The organism is Bacillus sp. FSL L8-0654, from assembly GCF_038629965.1.
GTDB lineage: Bacteria > Bacillota > Bacilli > Bacillales > Bacillaceae > Bacillus > Bacillus safensis.
Genome location: NZ_CP152026.1, coordinates 2,110,686 through 2,127,052 on the forward strand (window position 1 = coordinate 2,110,686; position 16,367 = coordinate 2,127,052).

Annotated in this window: 19 protein-coding genes and 1 other annotated feature; of the genes, 8 read left to right on the plus strand and 11 right to left on the minus strand. The window is 41.9% G+C overall.

Going from position 1 to position 16,367, the window contains the following annotated elements:
• The first annotated feature begins 75 nt into the window (after positions 1–75).
• On the plus strand, positions 76–999 hold the full coding sequence (locus MHH65_RS10715) for an aldo/keto reductase (RefSeq protein WP_024422879.1): 924 nt from the start codon (positions 76–78) through the stop codon (positions 997–999).
• Positions 1,000–1,134: 135 nt separating this feature from the next.
• Here the strand turns inward: MHH65_RS10715 and MHH65_RS10720 are convergent, their stop codons facing one another.
• Entirely contained in the window at positions 1,135–1,539 is a 405-nt protein-coding gene (locus MHH65_RS10720) for an antimicrobial peptide LCI (protein WP_224426704.1), read from the minus strand.
• Positions 1,540–1,723: 184 nt separating this feature from the next.
• Positions 1,724–1,948 (minus strand): YqkE family protein, encoded by a 225-nt coding sequence (locus MHH65_RS10725; protein WP_024422881.1) that lies wholly within the window; start codon positions 1,946–1,948, stop codon positions 1,724–1,726.
• Between the two features lie 123 nt (positions 1,949–2,071).
• On the opposite strand from MHH65_RS10725, the gene MHH65_RS10730 reads away from it, so the two are divergent.
• Positions 2,072–2,998, plus strand: a complete 927-nt coding sequence (locus MHH65_RS10730) for an alpha/beta hydrolase (protein ID WP_098677453.1) — start codon at positions 2,072–2,074, stop codon at positions 2,996–2,998.
• 26 nt (positions 2,999–3,024) lie between these two features.
• On the opposite strand, the gene MHH65_RS10735 is transcribed toward MHH65_RS10730, so the two are convergent.
• From MHH65_RS10735 to MHH65_RS10755, 5 genes are all read right to left on the minus strand, one after another.
• A complete protein-coding gene (locus MHH65_RS10735; RefSeq protein WP_046311682.1) occupies positions 3,025–4,287 on the minus strand; it encodes a tetratricopeptide repeat protein in 1,263 nt (420 codons plus the stop codon).
• A 302-nt stretch (positions 4,288–4,589) separates the two neighbouring features.
• Positions 4,590–4,829 (minus strand): YqkC family protein, encoded by a 240-nt coding sequence (locus MHH65_RS10740; protein WP_061109315.1) that lies wholly within the window; start codon positions 4,827–4,829, stop codon positions 4,590–4,592.
• 12 nt (positions 4,830–4,841) lie between these two features.
• Positions 4,842–5,168: an iron-sulfur cluster biosynthesis family protein gene (locus MHH65_RS10745; protein ID WP_024428050.1), complete on the minus strand. Its 327-nt coding sequence runs from the start codon at positions 5,166–5,168 to the stop codon at positions 4,842–4,844.
• A 79-nt stretch (positions 5,169–5,247) separates the two neighbouring features.
• The gene (locus MHH65_RS10750; protein ID WP_034280332.1) at positions 5,248–6,222 is read right to left on the minus strand and encodes a GNAT family N-acetyltransferase; all 975 of its coding nucleotides are present in this window, start codon (positions 6,220–6,222) and stop codon (positions 5,248–5,250) included.
• Positions 6,219–6,698, minus strand: coding sequence for a GNAT family N-acetyltransferase (locus MHH65_RS10755; protein ID WP_024428048.1), 480 nt, complete (start codon positions 6,696–6,698; stop codon positions 6,219–6,221). The genes MHH65_RS10750 and MHH65_RS10755 overlap by 4 nt, the downstream gene beginning before the upstream one ends.
• Positions 6,699–6,977: 279 nt before the next feature.
• Here MHH65_RS10755 and MHH65_RS10760 point away from each other — a divergent pair, with 279 nt between their 5' ends.
• The 4 genes from MHH65_RS10760 (at position 6,978) to MHH65_RS10775 (ending at position 10,610) form a co-directional block, all read left to right on the plus strand.
• Entirely contained in the window at positions 6,978–7,427 is a 450-nt protein-coding gene (locus tag MHH65_RS10760; RefSeq protein ID WP_024422888.1) for a YfmQ family protein, read from the plus strand.
• A 155-nt stretch (positions 7,428–7,582) separates the two neighbouring features.
• Complete coding sequence (locus MHH65_RS10765) at positions 7,583–8,815, plus strand: DNA polymerase IV (protein ID WP_034280330.1); 1,233 nt, start codon at positions 7,583–7,585, stop codon at positions 8,813–8,815.
• Between the two features lie 15 nt (positions 8,816–8,830).
• Positions 8,831–9,175, plus strand: coding sequence for a YolD-like family protein (locus MHH65_RS10770; protein WP_034280328.1), 345 nt, complete (start codon positions 8,831–8,833; stop codon positions 9,173–9,175).
• Positions 9,176–9,374: 199 nt separating this feature from the next.
• Positions 9,375–10,610, plus strand: a complete 1,236-nt coding sequence (locus tag MHH65_RS10775; RefSeq protein ID WP_024428045.1) for an MFS transporter — start codon at positions 9,375–9,377, stop codon at positions 10,608–10,610.
• A 33-nt stretch (positions 10,611–10,643) separates the two neighbouring features.
• On the opposite strand, the gene coaA is transcribed toward MHH65_RS10775, so the two are convergent.
• Positions 10,644–11,603, minus strand: a complete 960-nt coding sequence (coaA, locus tag MHH65_RS10780; protein WP_024428044.1) for a type I pantothenate kinase — start codon at positions 11,601–11,603, stop codon at positions 10,644–10,646.
• A gap of 188 nt (positions 11,604–11,791) precedes the next feature.
• On the opposite strand from coaA, the gene MHH65_RS10785 reads away from it, so the two are divergent.
• Positions 11,792–13,120, plus strand: a complete 1,329-nt coding sequence (locus MHH65_RS10785; RefSeq protein ID WP_098677451.1) for a CoA-disulfide reductase — start codon at positions 11,792–11,794, stop codon at positions 13,118–13,120.
• A 63-nt stretch (positions 13,121–13,183) separates the two neighbouring features.
• Here the strand turns inward: MHH65_RS10785 and MHH65_RS10790 are convergent, their stop codons facing one another.
• Positions 13,184–13,960, minus strand: a complete 777-nt coding sequence (locus tag MHH65_RS10790; RefSeq protein WP_034280324.1) for an SDR family oxidoreductase — start codon at positions 13,958–13,960, stop codon at positions 13,184–13,186.
• Positions 13,961–13,972: 12 nt separating this feature from the next.
• Positions 13,973–14,923, minus strand: coding sequence for an MBL fold metallo-hydrolase (locus MHH65_RS10795; RefSeq protein ID WP_098677450.1), 951 nt, complete (start codon positions 14,921–14,923; stop codon positions 13,973–13,975).
• 168 nt (positions 14,924–15,091) lie between these two features.
• Positions 15,092–15,303 (plus strand) — a binding site (T-box leader).
• Positions 15,304–15,344: 41 nt separating this feature from the next.
• Here MHH65_RS10795 and proC point away from each other — a divergent pair.
• Positions 15,345–16,172, plus strand: coding sequence for a pyrroline-5-carboxylate reductase (gene proC / locus MHH65_RS10800; protein WP_098677449.1), 828 nt, complete (start codon positions 15,345–15,347; stop codon positions 16,170–16,172).
• A gap of 50 nt (positions 16,173–16,222) precedes the next feature.
• On the opposite strand, the gene MHH65_RS10805 is transcribed toward proC, so the two are convergent.
• Entirely contained in the window at positions 16,223–16,366 is a 144-nt protein-coding gene (locus tag MHH65_RS10805; protein WP_176544468.1) for a hypothetical protein, read from the minus strand.
• Position 16,367: the final 1 nt, after the last annotated feature.

The window sequence follows — 16,367 nt, forward strand, 5'->3', positions numbered from 1 at the left end:
TGCGCCATTTGAAATCACCTAGCTTGAATTCCTGATTTTTTTCACTTAATGTGAAAGGATAGGAGTGTGATGGAATTGAAAAAAAGACGAATTGGCACCTCAGATCTCTTAGTGAGCGAGGCGGCACTAGGATGCATGTCTCTTGGGACGGAAAAAGAAAAAGCGCTCTCTTTATTAGATGAGGCCATTGATCTCGGAATTAACTATTTGGATACAGCCGATTTATATGATTTTGGGACAAATGAGGAAATTGTCGGGGAAGCCATTAAAAACAGACGGCAGGATTTGATTTTGGCGACAAAAGGCGGCAACCGCTTTGAAAAAGGCAAACCAGGCTGGGACTGGGATCCTTCAAAAGCGTACATAAAGGAAGCAGTAAAACAAAGCCTCAAGCGGCTTCAAACAGATTATATTGATTTATATCAATTGCACGGAGGCACGATTGATGACCCCATTGATGAAACGATTGAGGCTTTTGAAGAGTTAGTAGAGGAAGGCGTAATTCGCTATTATGGCATTTCATCTATCCGTCCAAATGTCATTAAAGAATATGCCAAAAAGTCCAATATCGTAAGCGTGATGATGCAATATAGTTTACTCGACCGCCGCCCAGAAGAATGGTTCTCTCTACTTGAAGAACAAAGCATTAGTGTCGTCGCAAGAGGCCCTTTAGCGAAAGGATTATTAACTGAAAAGCCACTTTCTCAAGCAAGTGCAGCGATTCAAAAAAACGGCTATCTTCAATATTCATTTGAAGAGCTTCAGCAGATCATTCCTTCTTTAAAGAAAGTCGCTTATGACCTATCACTCACTGAACTGTCCATTCAGTATATACTGAAACATTCTGCGGTCAGTTCCGTTGTATTTGGTGCAAGCTCAGTGGATCAGTTAAAAGAAAATATAGCAGCAGCAAATGCACGTTCATTAAGTGACCAAGAAGTCAAAGCATTAACTTACTATACAAAACCATCTGTGTATGAAACGCACCGGTTCAAATAACAAAAAAGATCATATGATGTGATCTCTCAGATTGTAGAAAAACTCATGTTTTTCTACAATCTTTTTATTTTAGCGTATGTATGATACTAGTGTTTCTCTATTAAAAATGAGGAGGGGCTAAAAGCCCCGTTGTCCTTATCTTGCACTTTCATAATATGCATAATTTCCAGATTTGCCTTTAAGATAAAATGTAGTACCAAAGCGACTGAAACTATTTGCAAAAGAACCATTATCTGAATACATACATAGTCGATTACTTGCGCCTTTAAAAGGGGTTACAGAACAATCTACAATTGAAGTAGCCTTTGTACTCAAATCAGCATTCGTTAAATCATTTGTAGCAAGAGCTTGTCCAGAAACAGGTAAAAGCAATCCTAAAGATAAAGCGACTCCAGCCATTGTTTTTCTCAATTTCATGTGAATCATCTCCATTCCCAAATTTTGTAATACACCTTCATTATAAGGAGAATGATCCTCTATCAAAAGGGTCTTAATAACCATATTTTCAATAAAAAGGAATTTAAATAATTCAATACTCACCTTTTTACTTCTATCTTAAACTTAAGTTATGGGATTTCGTTTCGTTTGACTGTAAATATCATACTGTCACGATTCTGAAATGAAGTGATGTGAAGGGGGAAGAAGTGCTTTTCTCTTTATACACTTCTATGTTTCTGCTGTGGATCTATCTTAAGAAAAAAAGAGAGCATCATCGCCCTCTTTTTTAGCTTTTATACTTTCTCCAGTCTAAATGGCTTTCATCTAGCAGCTCTGAAAAACTTTTGTTTTTTTCTTTTTCTTTCTGCTGCCGAAGGAGGTCTTGTCGTTTTTGTTCTTCTCTTTTTTCTGTCTCGACGGCAAGGTTCTGCTTCATTTGAAGAAGCTGCTGTTTGACATCATCGTTTATGCCATCCTTTAATTTCGCTTGATCTTGTTTGGTCTTTTTCATTGTGCCTCTCTCCTTTTGATTTAGTGTATCATCCGTTTTATTTTCTGAGCAAGAGGCACGCCAATCTCCCAAGATGTGGTATGATCGTCATAGAAAAAACCCCGGAAAGGAAGAATCGGCTAGATGAAGAAATGGATCGCTATATTTGCCTTCATATTATGTCCACTCGCTGCAATTGGCATTTTTTTCACCAATAAAATGATGTATATTCGAAAATTAACGGATGAAGAGCTCATCAAACGAGAATCAGATGGAGGCCATTATCACCACGAGGAATTTCAACAGCTCAAAAAAGAGAAAGTGTGTATTCCTTCAGCATTTGGTTATGATCTCCATGGCTATTTTGTGCCGTATCCCCATACAACACGCACAATCGTCCTTTGCCACGGTGTTACAGTCAGTTTGATTAACTCCGTTAAGTATATGAAATTATTCCAAAAGCTCGGATGGAATGTGATGCTTTATGATCATAGAAGACATGGAATGAGCGGCGGGAAAACCACAAGTTATGGATATTATGAAAAAGAAGATCTAGCAAAGATCGTAAAGTGGCTCAGACAAAAACTCGGAGAAAGTGCCATCATTGGGATACACGGAGAATCAATGGGCGCAGTCACGACCTTGTTATATGCCGCAAAGCCGGAAGCAAACGCCAATTTTTACATAGCAGACTGCCCTTTTGCTTCTTTTGAGGACCAGCTTCTGTATCGATTAAAAACAGATTTTCGCCTTTCAGGAAAATGGATTCTTCCACTAAGTGATCAAGTGTTAAAATGGCGGGACGGATACCGCATCCGGCAAGTTTCCCCTCTTGATGTGATCGATCAGGTGAAAGAACCTGTACTTTTTATTCATAGCCGCCATGACGACTATATCCCCTGTGAGCAAAGTCAGCAGTTATATACACGAAAAAAGGGTGACAAACAGTTATTTATTGCGCCACACGGTGCGCATGCAATGTCTTTTAGCGAAAATAAGGAAGCTTATGAGCAAGAAATTCAAGTATTTCTTCAAAGATTTGAATTGAATGAAAATAAAAGAGGAGAATGAACAGCAGTTCGTCCCCTCTTTTTGAGCTAACTTATGCGATAGTCACCACTGTTGTATGGTGTCTGCCCGCAAGCTCCATATGGCTCTCTTCCGATTGCTGCTGACTCATGACCGATAATCCTGCAGTTGCTGCCAATAAAAGAACTATCAAACTCGTTTTCATATAAATGACCCCCATTTTGGATTTTTGATATGGCTTGAATTTTCCTTTCGTAAAACCGGGTAGATACTTCAAACAGTCCAAGCTCATTGTAATAATGAGCCGCATCAAGTGCCAATTCCTCAATATCTGGGTATAAGCGCTTGTCCTCGAGCAGGTCTAATGTATCGTCTATGATTGTTATGTCTGCATCAACGTACAATGCTTTTAAGAATTGAAATTTGCAGATGTAAATTTCATCTTCTAATTCACAGGCCTTCATAATACCTTGTTGATAGAGGGTTAATGACTCTTCTATTTGTTTTTGTTTAAACAGGATTTGTGTCAGCATAAATAGTGGGTCTAGAGAGCGATTAAGATGGGTTAAATTCTCCTTTTCAAACACTTCAATAGAGTCTTTCAGATAACGCCTTGCTTCCGCAAGATCGTTCATTTGATAATAACAGTTACCTAAGTTGAAAAGGGCCGAACCTATGACTCGAGGGTTTCCAATTGAGCGTGCTCGCTTTAGAGCATTTTTAAAGTAGGGCAATGCATGTTCATAGCATTTCAAATCATCATAGTTTGCACCAATGACAAATTCACAGTGGATGATTCTCAGCGTGTACGTTCTGTAGGCAGAATACGTATCTAACGCTTGCAAGGCATAGTGCATCGAAAAGTGGGTTTGTTTCATGTGGTAGTAAATTTCTGCTAATTTAAAGTAAAATTCTGCTCTTTCTATATCATCTGATATGAGATTGAGCTTTTTTTCTGCTGAGCGGTAATAAGCAATGGCACTTAAATAGTTTCTCTGTTCAAATTCAAACATTCCTGTGAAAAAATGAACATAGTATTCAAGCATATCCGTTAATTTCGTTTGTGAATGTTCAATCGTTTCTAGCAAATTCTTAATCTCTTCATCATTCGAGGCTTTCTTTGCCGGTTCAAAATATTCAAGCATCACCTTGTGGCGAAAATCCATCAGCTGGTAAAACAATAACAAGTTTTGATCCTGCTCCATCTCCAGGATTTCCTGCTCGATCTCCGCCTTCAGCTTCTCTGCTTTCATCACATGAAATCCGCAAATCTGCCTATACCATTCGTTTATTTTGATTCCAACCTGAGGCGATGACAGCTTGAGCTTCAATTCACTTTAGCACCTCCCTTCTCATATACGATACATGTTGTATTCTATCACATTTCCTCGAATGGAAGAAATATGAAATGTCATTTTTCGCAAAGTTTTCGGTATCCCGCAATTAACGCTGCAAATGCCTATTTTTCGGCATTTACAGCCATTATTTTTTTATTTCCAGCTTGCTCATTTTGTCGAATTGTTTGTTAAAAAACGGCTTTTTCCGTTCCCAAAAGCTCATTTTCCGGATTAGACAGCCATGCGGTGTGATGAGATGATAAACGCACGAAAAAAACCCTTTCGAAAAAGGGCTTTTATAATACATCTGTTACTTGGTCCATATTCTCTTTGATCCAATTGACAGCTAAATCGAGCGTTGGAAATTCTTCTGTTTCAAATGTGACTTCATCTTGAAGAAGCCAAACGTCCTTTTTCACCGAATCCATTCCACCTATTGACCAGTGCAAAAGGCTATAGGGATGATTGTTATTTAAAAACGACACCCATGTTTTATTTTGTGCCGTATTTTGTATTGCTTTTAGCTTTTGATCCACTACATTTCCACCTTACTTTACAAGTATACCCATTCTCGGGCTGAGTATTTGTTGAGGACTTTTCAACATGAGTGTGTTGGCTTTTTCGTTAAAATCAATCGTCATTTCCTCGTCAAAAAAGACCTTTTGTGCTGTGTGTATGTACAGCTTAAAGAGCTGATTATGCTTGAGTTCTTCCCATTCGCCTGTTCTTTCGCCTGTGAGCCAAATCATTGGGACACCGCTTACCGCACAGCCGCACCCATCTGAATCATATCGAAGGAGCAGTTCTTTTGTTTCATGCCCTGCTTGTTGTTTTGTAAGGAACGCTGCTGCTGGTTCTGTTATATGAATATACATGCCGAACATCCTTTTTTCGTTGATTGTTACATTGTAACATATCAGTCATCAATTAAACATGTTCACGCCCTGTCAGCTCTTATGTCTGATCATTTGTCTTTAACTGGTCTGACCAATTGTACGCTTCTTGTTCAATTTCTTTAATGAGCTCATCTTTTCCTTTGATATAACTTGCCATATCTTCAGGATAGGCTTTTGCCAATTGACGCTTTTTATCTGCATAGACTTTGGCACGATCAGGTGCAGCTTTTAAATAATCTCGGAACACCAAATGTCTTTTTACATCATCATGTCCGGCTTCATAGGCGTGAACGTGATGTGTTCGGTTCAAGCCGCCTTTTCTAAAAAAACGTCTTCCCTTGAGTCCATTTTCTCCGAGCGGTTCATATCCAAGCTGGCGAAACAGATGGTTACACTCATCTAAGCTGCTGATATGCTTCACCTCTAGCAAGATATCAATAATTGGCTTAGCCGCCATTCCTATGACTGACGTACTGCCAATATGGTGGCCATATACCCAGTTGTCGCCAACTATCTTTTTCAGCTTGTCATGCTCATCTTGAAATTGTTTTGGCCAGCTCGATTGGTATTCAATCACTTCCACCTTTCGAAGCATCAAACGTTCCATCTTTGTTAACATCAGATTGTTTTCCACCTGCAAACGGGCCTTCTGTTTAAACCCTAATTTTTCATAAAGCTTGATTGCTGGTGTATTTGCCTCTGCTGTTGTGAGCTCGATTGTTTTTTGATGCTGGATAATGGATTGCAGGAGCGCTGTCCCGATTCCTTGATTGACATGATGTGGGTGCACAGCTAACCGGCTGAGGATGATCCGATCGTCATGTAGTTCATATGAAGCGATCCCTAACAAATGCCCCTCTTTTTCAAATCCTATGAAAATCTCATCTGTTTCTATTATGTCTTTAACCGTTTCTTTTAAGGGCGGTAAATCTTGATAGCCAATTTGTTCTGCCTCCCGCTGATATGCGGCTAATTGTATATGTAACAGCTCTTTTGCTATTTCTTTATTTTTTTGATCCAGTCTGATGATCATGCTTTCGCCTCCAGCTTTTTCACAAATAGCACCCGGTCTTCATGAATGCCGTCGTAATCTGAAAAAACTGAAATGCCATCCACTGTTTTATCTCCCTTTTCTATCTGAAAACCGAGCTTTGTATGGTAAGCAATCGAGACTTTATTGACAGGAGCTGTGATGGCCTTAATCGTCGTTCTTCCTTCCTTTTCAGCCGCTTCATAAAACGCTTGATAGAGAATTTTACCAATCTTTAATTTCCGGTGGTCTGGATGTACCCCGACAAAGTGAATATACGCTTCATCTGAATGTGATTGCGATAAAAAACCGACTAAAAAGCCGATCAGTTCACCTTTTTCAACAACAACAAAACTTGTTTGCTGAAAATGTTCGAAAAATAGCTTTGGCAATTTTGCGCGCAAATCTCTGCCTCCCCACCAGCTTTGAATGACGGATGTGACCGCATAAAAATCTGACGGTTTTACTTGACGTATCATGATGACCTCGCCCCTTTTCGTTTTTAGCTGTACCGCTCTTTTTTCACAAAAAATCAACTGTTTCAATAGTCTACCTGTCTGATCAATTGTTTGTAAAGGTGATGTATCAGCCTTTTTTCCTTTCAGCTTTGTTGGTTCTTCGTTCTTTCGCTGTCATCTCCTTTTAAATCTTCACACTTATTTCAAAAAGTTCACTTTTTGTGCGAAAGTTTTATTCTTTTGTTATGTTAAGATGGATCATATAGGAAATGGAACAAACGTTTATTGGAGATGATGATATTGGTTTGGATTGTTACTTCACTTGTTGTGTTTAGTCTTTTAAAGCTGCTTGTCACTTCGCTGCCTTCGGGTGTTGTTGAACGCCTTTTTAGTCGTTATGCGGTGCATGCAAAAGTAACAAGTGATCAAACAACGATGACGTTTCAAGGACGTCCACTCGATGATCAGCAAACATCTGAAATTATTCAACATTTTAATGATGCGATCTTTATTGAACGCTACTATATTTACCCTGGTGATGAAGAGCGTTTTCTTCATCCACAGGAAGGACCGGCGCCGCTTACCATGCAAACAAAGCTTGGCAAGCATGATGTAACCCTTTATCTGTATCATTACGATGACCACGTGGATGTGGTGCGGCAGTTTACCCATAAGCCTAAGAAAAAACTAACGGCCTATCGTTTGCGTTCTGAGCCGCTCCAAACATCCAACAACTTGGCACATGCTTAAAATGACTCATTTTACACAGATGAGACGAAGTGGAGACACTTCGTCTTTTTTGTATGGATGATTTACACTCTTCTCTTTGAATGATTTACCAGTATCAATTTCACCTTCTGACGGTTAAAATGTATACAGAACATACGTTCTAAGAGGTGAAAATCATGAATGAACGAGCCATTCTGCTTGTGGATATGCAGTCGTTTTATGCGTCAGTCGAAAAAGTGGAGGCTCCCCATTTGAAGGATGTGCCGCTCATCGTTTCAGGAGATCCCGAGCGGCGGAGCGGGGTCGTACTTGCGGCCTGCCCGCTCGCTAAAAAACGGGGCGTACAAAATGCATCAAGATTATGGGAAGCAAAGGAGAAATGCCCTGAAGCCGTCGTTGTACGTCCACGTATGCAGCGCTACCTTGATGTCTCTGTCATGATGACAGAACTGCTTGAACAATACACAGATCTTGTCGAACCCTATTCAATTGATGAACAGTTTCTCGATATTACAGGGAGTGTGACACTACTCGGTTCACCCCGCGAGATCGCTCAAAATATACAAACGACCATTATGAACCAGACGGGCATTTACGCACGTGTTGGTATTGGTCCTAATAAAGTGCTCGCTAAAATGGCCTGTGACCATTTTGCTAAAAAAAACAAATCTGGCATCTATGAACTTCGTGCAGACCGGGTTGCGGCTGATTTATGGCCGCTTCCGATTGGAAAATTATTTGGTGTCGGCAAACGGATGGAGCACCACTTAAAACGAATGGGCATCAGTACCATCGGGACACTTGCTGCTTATCCGTTAGACCGGCTAAAAAAACGCTGGGGAATCAACGGGGAGCTTCTGCAACGAACTGCTTTAGGACACGACCCTTCCCCGGTCACTCTTCACACACATGATCAGCAAAAAGCGGTTGGGCATCATATGACCCTTCCCCATGATTATGCGTCCTTTGGGGACATCAAAGTCGCCCTTCTTGAATTGAGTGAAGAAGTGGCAAGACGTGCGCGCTTTAAGCATTATGTTGGGCAAACGGTGTCTGTTGGCGTAAGAGGTGCTGATTTTTCTCATCCGACTGGATTTCATAGACAAATCAAGCTCCATTCACCCACACAGTATGGGACAGATATTGCAGAAGCAGCTATTCAGCTATGTCAGCAGCACTGGGACGGCCAGCCCATTCGCAGTGTAGGTATTACTCTCTCGCAGCTGCAGCCTGACAGCCAATATCAGCTGAGTTTATTTGATCACCATTTAAAAAAAGACAGACTCAGCAAAGTATTTGATGCGATCCATATGAAGTATGGACCTGCTGCACTCTTGCACGCTTCGTCACTAACAAGCGCAGGGCAGGCGTATCACCGCGCCGAAAAAATTGGTGGACATTACAAATAACGGAGGCGAAAAGCCATGAATCCCAATAAATTAACACCTGGATACAACATCATGTGGGAATCAAGCCGAATGATGCTCCCAGAGCACCGTGAACAGCTGCTTGCTCAAAAACGGAAGAAAAAAGAATACACGCCTCCTCCGCTGAGCACTGATCAGCTAGAGGAAATGAATTTTTTGATCACACAGTCGATTACAGAGGATCAAGCGATTTGCGTGACATATGCTGCAGCAGGTATGAAACAGCAGTTTTGGGGCTGGGTGAAAGCCATTCATTATGAAACCCGGCGCATAAAAATCGTCAATGATGAAGATGTTCTCCACCTGTCCTTGCAGCAAATTGTCGCGATTGATCTTGATTAAATTGTCTTTAAGTGATCGTACGAATCAGCATACTAAAAGACATAGAAGCACCGGGAGAAAAAAACAAGACTTCGAATTTGCGGGGCCATTAAAGGCTCCTCTGTCCTATGGCGGATGTCTCCTCCATCAAATTGTGTATTTAATTTGCACAATTTTTCATGTATGATTGGAACATCTTAACACTCAGGGGAGAAACATCATGAAAAATAACTTACGTACTTTACATCCACTTAGTTGGACGATCATCATCGGCACCATATTCGGCCGAATGGCGACGTCCATGAGCATTCCTTTTTTAGCCGTTTATTTGACACAAGTCAAAGGGGCTTCAGCTTCTTCAGCTGGGTTAATCATTGCCGTCAGCTCCCTTATTGGGATCGTGGCGAGTTTTTACGGCGGCTATGTTTCTGACCGAATCGGCAGGAAAAAGGTCATGCTTCTATCCATCTTCGGCTGGACACTTGTCTTTGTTGGCTTTGCGTTTGCAGATGCCATTTGGGTCTTCTTTCTCATGAACGCTTTAAATGGACTGTGCCGGGCACTGTTTGAACCGACGTCTAAGGCACTCTTATCCGATGTCACCCCATCAAGTATTCGGTTGTTTGTTTTTAATTTACGGTATACGGCCATTAATATCGGGGTGATCTTCGGCCCGCTGCTTGGCTTATATCTAGGATCATCGAAAACAACATTTCCATTTCTTGTCGCTGCCTTCATTTATTTGTTATATGGATTAACACTGGCCTGGCAATTTCAGAAGCATCCAGTTGCTGCTCCAGAAAGTACGAAACAAATCAGCGTCAAAAAAGCCCTTTCCATTATCCAAAAAGATACGGTCTTTAGCATCATCCTCATCGGCGTTACCTTATGTTCGTTCGGGTATTCGCATTTAAGCTCAACGCTGCCTCAATACTTATCAGCGTCACCTATGATTGAGGATGGTCCTAAACTGTTTGGATATCTTTTATCTTTAAATGCAGTGGTTGTCATTGTTGTACAATATCCGCTCATCATGATTGCGAAGCGCTACTCCACCATTTTGTCGCTGACCACCGGGAATATTCTTCTTGCCGGCAGTTTGTTTGCCATTGCTTTTTCACAGAGTCTCGGCATGCTTGCTTTCATCATTGTCGTGTTTACGATTGGGGAGGTTCTGCTGTTTGCGATGATGGATCTTTTTGTAGACAATATTGCAAAGCCTGAAGTGAAGGGATCGTACTTTGGGGCGATGGGATTTTCTCAGCTCGGCAGCGTCATCGGACCATTTGTCGGCGGACTGTGTATTGACTATTTTGGCGCAGCCCATCCCCTCTCCATTTTTACGGTCTTGTCAATGATCACCATCGCAGGCGTTCCATTTTTACTCATTGGATATTACCGTCTAAAAAAGCGATCGGCAGCAGCCATAGCTGTTAAAGTAAGTGGAGATCATTAAAAAAACCGCTCTTTCGTTTGAGCGGTTTTTTCTTTATACCCGGCGGATGGCGATCTCTTCCACCTTGTGCTGATCCCCTTTTTTCAAAATGAGATCAGCCCGATATTTTGTCGGTAAAATATTTTGATATAAATTTGGGCGGTTCACGGTATTCCAAATCGTGCTTGCCATTTGATCTGCCTCTTCATCCGTCAAATCTTTATATTGATGAAAGAAGGATTCAGGGTCTTGGAAGGCTGTTTCCCTTAGCAAACGAAATCGTTCTTTATACCATGATTGAATTTGCGTTTCAGCGGCGTCTACATAAATCGAAAAATCAAAGAAATCTGATACAAACACACGCGGTTCATCCTTCAGATCATCCAGCGCTGGTGATTGGAGCACATTGATTCCTTCAATAATGACAATATCCGCATCCTCTACTGTTTCATACACCCCTTCTAGCCGGTCATAGGTCAGATGCGAATATACCGGGGCATGCACAGTTTGTTTACCTGATTTTAATTCATTCAAAAAAGACAGCAGGGCTTTGACATCATAGCTTTCCGGGAAGCCCTTCTTTTCCATCAGCCCTCGATCCTTTAATTCTTTTTGAGGATATAAAAAGCCATCTGTTGTCACAAGACTCACCTTCAGCCCATCTCCAAGCCTCGATAAAAGCGTTTCAATGATACGAGCCGTTGTGCTTTTCCCGACAGCTACACTTCCAGCAATCCCAATTAAAAAGGGAATTTTGGCATGGTGCGGGTAGTTTAAAAAGGCATTCACATGCTGGTTTTTTTGTTTTTCTGCAAAGACATGTAATGTCAAAAAACGAATAAGCGGTATGTAAATATCTCGAACTTCTTCCAGCGATAAATAGTCATTTAACCCTTGCAGCGCTCTCGCTTCCTCTTCTGAAACAGATACCGGCATATATTCTCCAAGAGCTGCCCAAGCCTCTCTCGTATGGCGCGTGTATAGCGTATTAAAATCTAGTCTCGTGTCACTCAAAGTCTTTCCCACCAATCTTCACTAAACTCGTAACCCAAAAAGACGATAATCCGATTGTAGCTTAAAATGAAGGCGCTGTCTTTATTTTTCAACGAAAGTTTACTTCTTTTGCAAAAAAAAGCATTAAAAAAAGGAATATGAGGGTAAATAAGAGTATTCAGTACGATAGATAGAAGGGAGCAAACCAAATGAAATATGTGATGATTGGCGGAGACGCAGCAGGAATGAGCTGCGCTATGCAAATATATAGAGAGGATCCAGATGCACACATTGTTGCTTTTGAAAAAGGAGAGATTTTCTCATATGGACAGTGCGGACTCCCCTATTTGATCGGCGGTCTCATTGATCATCACAGAAAGCTGATCGCACGCAGTGCCGAAACCTTTCGCGAGAAATATGGAATTGACGCCAGATGCTTACACGAAGTGACCTCTATTGACCCAGAGCAAAAAACAGTCTCGGGTCATCATACGAAAACAAAAGAACCCTTTACAGAAAGCTATGACCGCCTCTTAATTGCGACAGGAGCAAGCCCTGTCACACTGGATTTAGACAGCCAGCCATTAGAAGGCGTACACGTATTAAAAACCATCCCGCATGCGCTGTCCATTTTAGACCATTTAAAAAAGGACGTCACACATGTCACGATCATTGGCGGTGGATATATCGGCCTTGAAATGGCTGAAAATTTAAAAGCGCTCGGAAAGAACGTACATATCATTCAGCGGGGAGCAGCACTCGGCCCGGGCTTTGACTCCGATATGGCAAAACACCTTAAAGAAGAGGCTGACGCCAAGGGCATTCACGTATCGCTCGGAGAAACGGTACAGCAATTAGAAGGCAAGTCACATGTCACAGCTGTTATCACAGACAAACAAACCATTCAAACAGATATGGTCATCATGGCCATCGGCGTCACTCCACAAACCTCCTTTTTACATCATACCGGAATCAAGCGCCTTCAAAATGGCGCTATTGCAGTAAATCAATACATGCAAACCAATATAAAAGACATTTATGCTGCCGGTGATTGTGCAGCAACCTATCACCGCATCAAAAAATCACTGGATTATATTCCGCTTGGCACAACTGCGAATAAACAAGGGAGAATCGCAGGATTTCATATGACAGGAACAAACCGGGCATTTCAAGGCGTGACTGGAACAGCCGTCATGAAATTTATGGACGTGACAGCGGGACGAACAGGCTTATCAGAAAAAGAAGCAAAAGAGGCAGACATTCCTTTCTCCGTCATCACCATTGATAGTACAGATCACGCGAAGTATTACCCAGAAGCGCAGAAAATGAAAGTGAAACTGATTTACAGAAGCGATGACCATACCTTGCTTGGTGCCCAAATCATCGGCAGAAACGGTGTAGATAAACGGATCGATATCGTGGCGGCTGCCCTTTACCAAGAGCTGACCATAACAGATCTTGAAGATTTAGATATTAGCTATGCACCGCCTTTTAACAGTGTATGGGACCCGCTTCAGCAAGCGGCAAGACGGATATAGAAAGTGTCACAATGAAGCCTTACCTCAAAAAAAGAAACCAGTTCAAAACCGGTTTCTTTTTTGTTACTTTTTCATCATCGCTTTTCTTGCTGCTTTTTCAAATAAAAATGGGAATAACTGATACAATTTGCTGCCAGCGTTCATCCAGCCGGGCAGATTAATCTCTCTCTTTTTCGTCATCATGGCAGATACGACCTTCCCTGCCACCTTGTCCGCACTCAGCATCATAAAATCAACGTTCTTCACATATTCACCGCTGCGGTCAGCGATGGTAAAGAAGTCTGTGGCAATTGGTCCTGGGTTGACTGTCGTCACGTGAATGCCTGAGTCTGCCAGCTCCATTCTGAGGCTGTTTGAAAATCCAAGAACGGCATGCTTTGATGCGGAATAAATAGCTGATTTGGGAGTTGCAATCTTTCCTGCCTGGGATGCGATATTGATAATATGTCCCTGCCCTCTTTGTTTCATCTCAGGGATGACCTTTTTCGTGCAGGCGATTAAGCCAAACACATTCACCTCAAACATCGACACCATTTCCTCTATGGAGGCATCTTCGACGAGATCGAATACGCCAAAGCCGGCATTGTTGACCAAAATATCGACCGGCCCCACTTCTTCATACGCGCGATCAATGTCCTCAAGCTGGCTGACATCAAGCTGAGCGATGTGACACACCCCGCCAGCACTCATAATTTTTTCTTTCACACTAGTAAGCTTTTCCACTCGTCTTGCTGAAATAATGATCTCTGCGCCTTCTTCTGCTGCCAAGTACGCCATTTTTTCACCAATGCCCCCAGATGCGCCAGTAATCCAAACCCTTTTTCCTGTCAATCGCCCCATGCGTTTCACTCCTTAGTTTGCTCTGTAATAGACGATTCCGTCTTTTTGCATTTCTCCAATTTGCCCAGCCTCTAAGAGCACATCCAGCTGACCGACTGTCTCAGACATCGTTAAAAACAAGGCCTCTTCATACATCACAGGAAATAGCTTGCGGCAAAGATGAAAGGCCGTCATTTCTTTTTGTTTAAGCAGCTGATACATTGTATTTGCTCGTTTCTCTTGTTTCTTAAATCTTTCTTCAATCAATTCATGGTGGGACGTGATGAGCTGACCGTGTCCTGGATAAATCGTCTTGATTGGCAGACGCAATAACCGATTGAGTGATGCTTTATATTGAAGCAGTGATTTTTGACGTTCCTCGCCTTCATACGGTGCTTCCATTAACGGATTTGAAGAAATGGTCGTCAAAAGCAGGTCGCCGCCAATAAAATTCCCCGTTCTTTCATCTAAAAAAGAAAGATGAGATTGTGCGTGTCCGGGTGTTTCCATCACAAAGAAGTGTTCATGCCCGCTTAAACGATCACCTTCTTTTATGATCTCATCTACATGTGAAGTACAAGAATATGTATAAGATTGCTTCACCATTTTTTCACACTCATTTTGCCGAAGCGGGACACCTAACTGCTGAAAAAAAGGAATCATAAAGTCCACTTGGCGCTGCTTAAAGACTGGATCCTGACTAATATACGGCTCATTTAGCTGGTGTCCGATCACACGGACATGAGGTTTCATCAGATTTAACAGACCGACATGATCTGCATGATGATGGGTCAGCACCACTTGATCAATATCGTCTATCGATAAACGATGTTCCTTTAATTGCGTGACAAAAGCATGCTCTGCCTCTTCTGTCATCGGCCCGCAATCTACTAAGGTGACGGCCTCTCCTTTTAATACATATGCATGCACATCCCCAACGGCAAACGGCGTCGGGATGGATAATTGAATGATGTTTTCTTTCACTTTTATACGTCATCTCCTGCTTTTTGACTCATGATTGTGGGTACTTAAGCCTTCATACTTCATTGTATCTTGCAAAAGGCAGACTGTCATGCGGTTTAGATGGGCAATTTTTTAAACTGCCCTATTGACATAAACTTGTCCATCGTTGCATAATGAACAACAAATATATGATGCGCGATGATAAGGATTAGTAAGCAAAATAACGATGCAAGAGAGTGAGGTCCGCCGGCTGAAAGACTTCACCATCCTCTTATTTGCTGAACCTGCCCTTTGAGCTGTTAGGCAAACCTAAACGTTTCCCGCGTTAAGGGACTAGAGCTGAGTATGCAGGTTTGCATGCTAATTGAGGGTGGTACCGCGAAAAACCTTTCGTCCTTTTCAGGCGAGAGGTTTTTTTATTTTCTACAAGGAGGAGCAGCTTATGAGTAAAATTGGATTTATCGGTGCAGGCTCAATGGCAGAGTCTATGATCAAAGGTTTATTAAAAAGCGGAATGATGTCGAATGAAGATATCATTGTTACAAACAAAACGAATGAAAAACGATTAGAAGAATTACAGGTACGTTATGGGGTCAAAACGGATTTCGCTCGGTCCTTTATTTATGAAGAAGCGGATATTCTCGTTTTTGCCTTAAAACCGAAGGATGCAGAAAGCGGAATTTCTGAAGTTCAGCCTCATTTACATGGACAGCTGATCATTTCTATTTTAGCTGGTATTTCCATTGAAACGATTCAACACTATGCTGGCGGAAAGACAGCAGTCGTTCGTGCGATGCCAAATACATCAGCGGCGATTCAGCAGTCAGCAACAGGTATTGCCGTAAGTCATGAAGTGACAGAGGGGCAAAAGAAAAAAGCCGTCGAGCTGTTTGAAACAATCGGGCATGTCACAGTATTAGATGAATCGCAGCTAAATGCTGTGACAGCCATCGCAGGCAGCGGCCCAGCCTTCATTTATCATTTGATTGAAGGAATGGAGCGAGGAGCTTCGGAACTTGGAATGGACCAAGCAACTGCGAAATTACTCATTTGCCAAATGATTGCAGGCGCCGCCAATATGCTTCAAGACAGCGGAAAAGAGCCTGCCCAACTGCGCAAAGAAATTACAAGTGAAGGCGGTACAACAGAAGCCGGCCTGAACACACTGGCTGCCTATCAATTTGAAGAAGCCGTTGTCGATTGTGTCAAAACAGCCACTAAACGCGCAGCAGAATTAAACGAAATGTTTTCAGCAAGCACGTATAAATGAAATTGAAAAGCACCTGTTTTGATGACAGGTGCTTTTTCACATATGACCCTCTATTTTTTCTCGCTGGCCACTGGGTGTGAATTGCGTGATTCACACTTCGGTTCTTTCTGTTCTTTACTAGAAATGGCTTGTTCTAATAAAGAATCACATGCCTGATAAAAATTCACATCAACTAATAATTCTTGATGCTTCACT

Excerpts from the sequence above, each read along its gene's own strand:
- MHH65_RS10725 (WP_024422881.1), bottom strand. The coding sequence starts at position 1,948 with ATGAAAAAGACCAAACAAGATCAAGCGAAATTAAAGGATGGCATAAAC.
- MHH65_RS10730 (WP_098677453.1), top strand. The coding sequence starts at position 2,072 with ATGAAGAAATGGATCGCTATATTTGCCTTCATATTATGTCCACTCGCT.
- MHH65_RS10745 (WP_024428050.1), bottom strand. The coding sequence starts at position 5,168 with ATGTATATTCATATAACAGAACCAGCAGCAGCGTTCCTTACAAAACAA.
- MHH65_RS10750 (WP_034280332.1), bottom strand. The coding sequence starts at position 6,222 with ATGATCATCAGACTGGATCAAAAAAATAAAGAAATAGCAAAAGAGCTG.
- MHH65_RS10755 (WP_024428048.1), bottom strand. The coding sequence starts at position 6,698 with ATGATACGTCAAGTAAAACCGTCAGATTTTTATGCGGTCACATCCGTC.
- MHH65_RS10765 (WP_034280330.1), top strand. The coding sequence starts at position 7,583 with ATGAATGAACGAGCCATTCTGCTTGTGGATATGCAGTCGTTTTATGCG.
- MHH65_RS10770 (WP_034280328.1), top strand. The coding sequence starts at position 8,831 with ATGAATCCCAATAAATTAACACCTGGATACAACATCATGTGGGAATCA.
- MHH65_RS10775 (WP_024428045.1), top strand. The coding sequence starts at position 9,375 with ATGAAAAATAACTTACGTACTTTACATCCACTTAGTTGGACGATCATC.
- MHH65_RS10785 (WP_098677451.1), top strand. The coding sequence starts at position 11,792 with ATGAAATATGTGATGATTGGCGGAGACGCAGCAGGAATGAGCTGCGCT.
- MHH65_RS10790 (WP_034280324.1), bottom strand. The coding sequence starts at position 13,960 with ATGGGGCGATTGACAGGAAAAAGGGTTTGGATTACTGGCGCATCTGGG.
- proC (WP_098677449.1), top strand. The coding sequence starts at position 15,345 with ATGAGTAAAATTGGATTTATCGGTGCAGGCTCAATGGCAGAGTCTATG.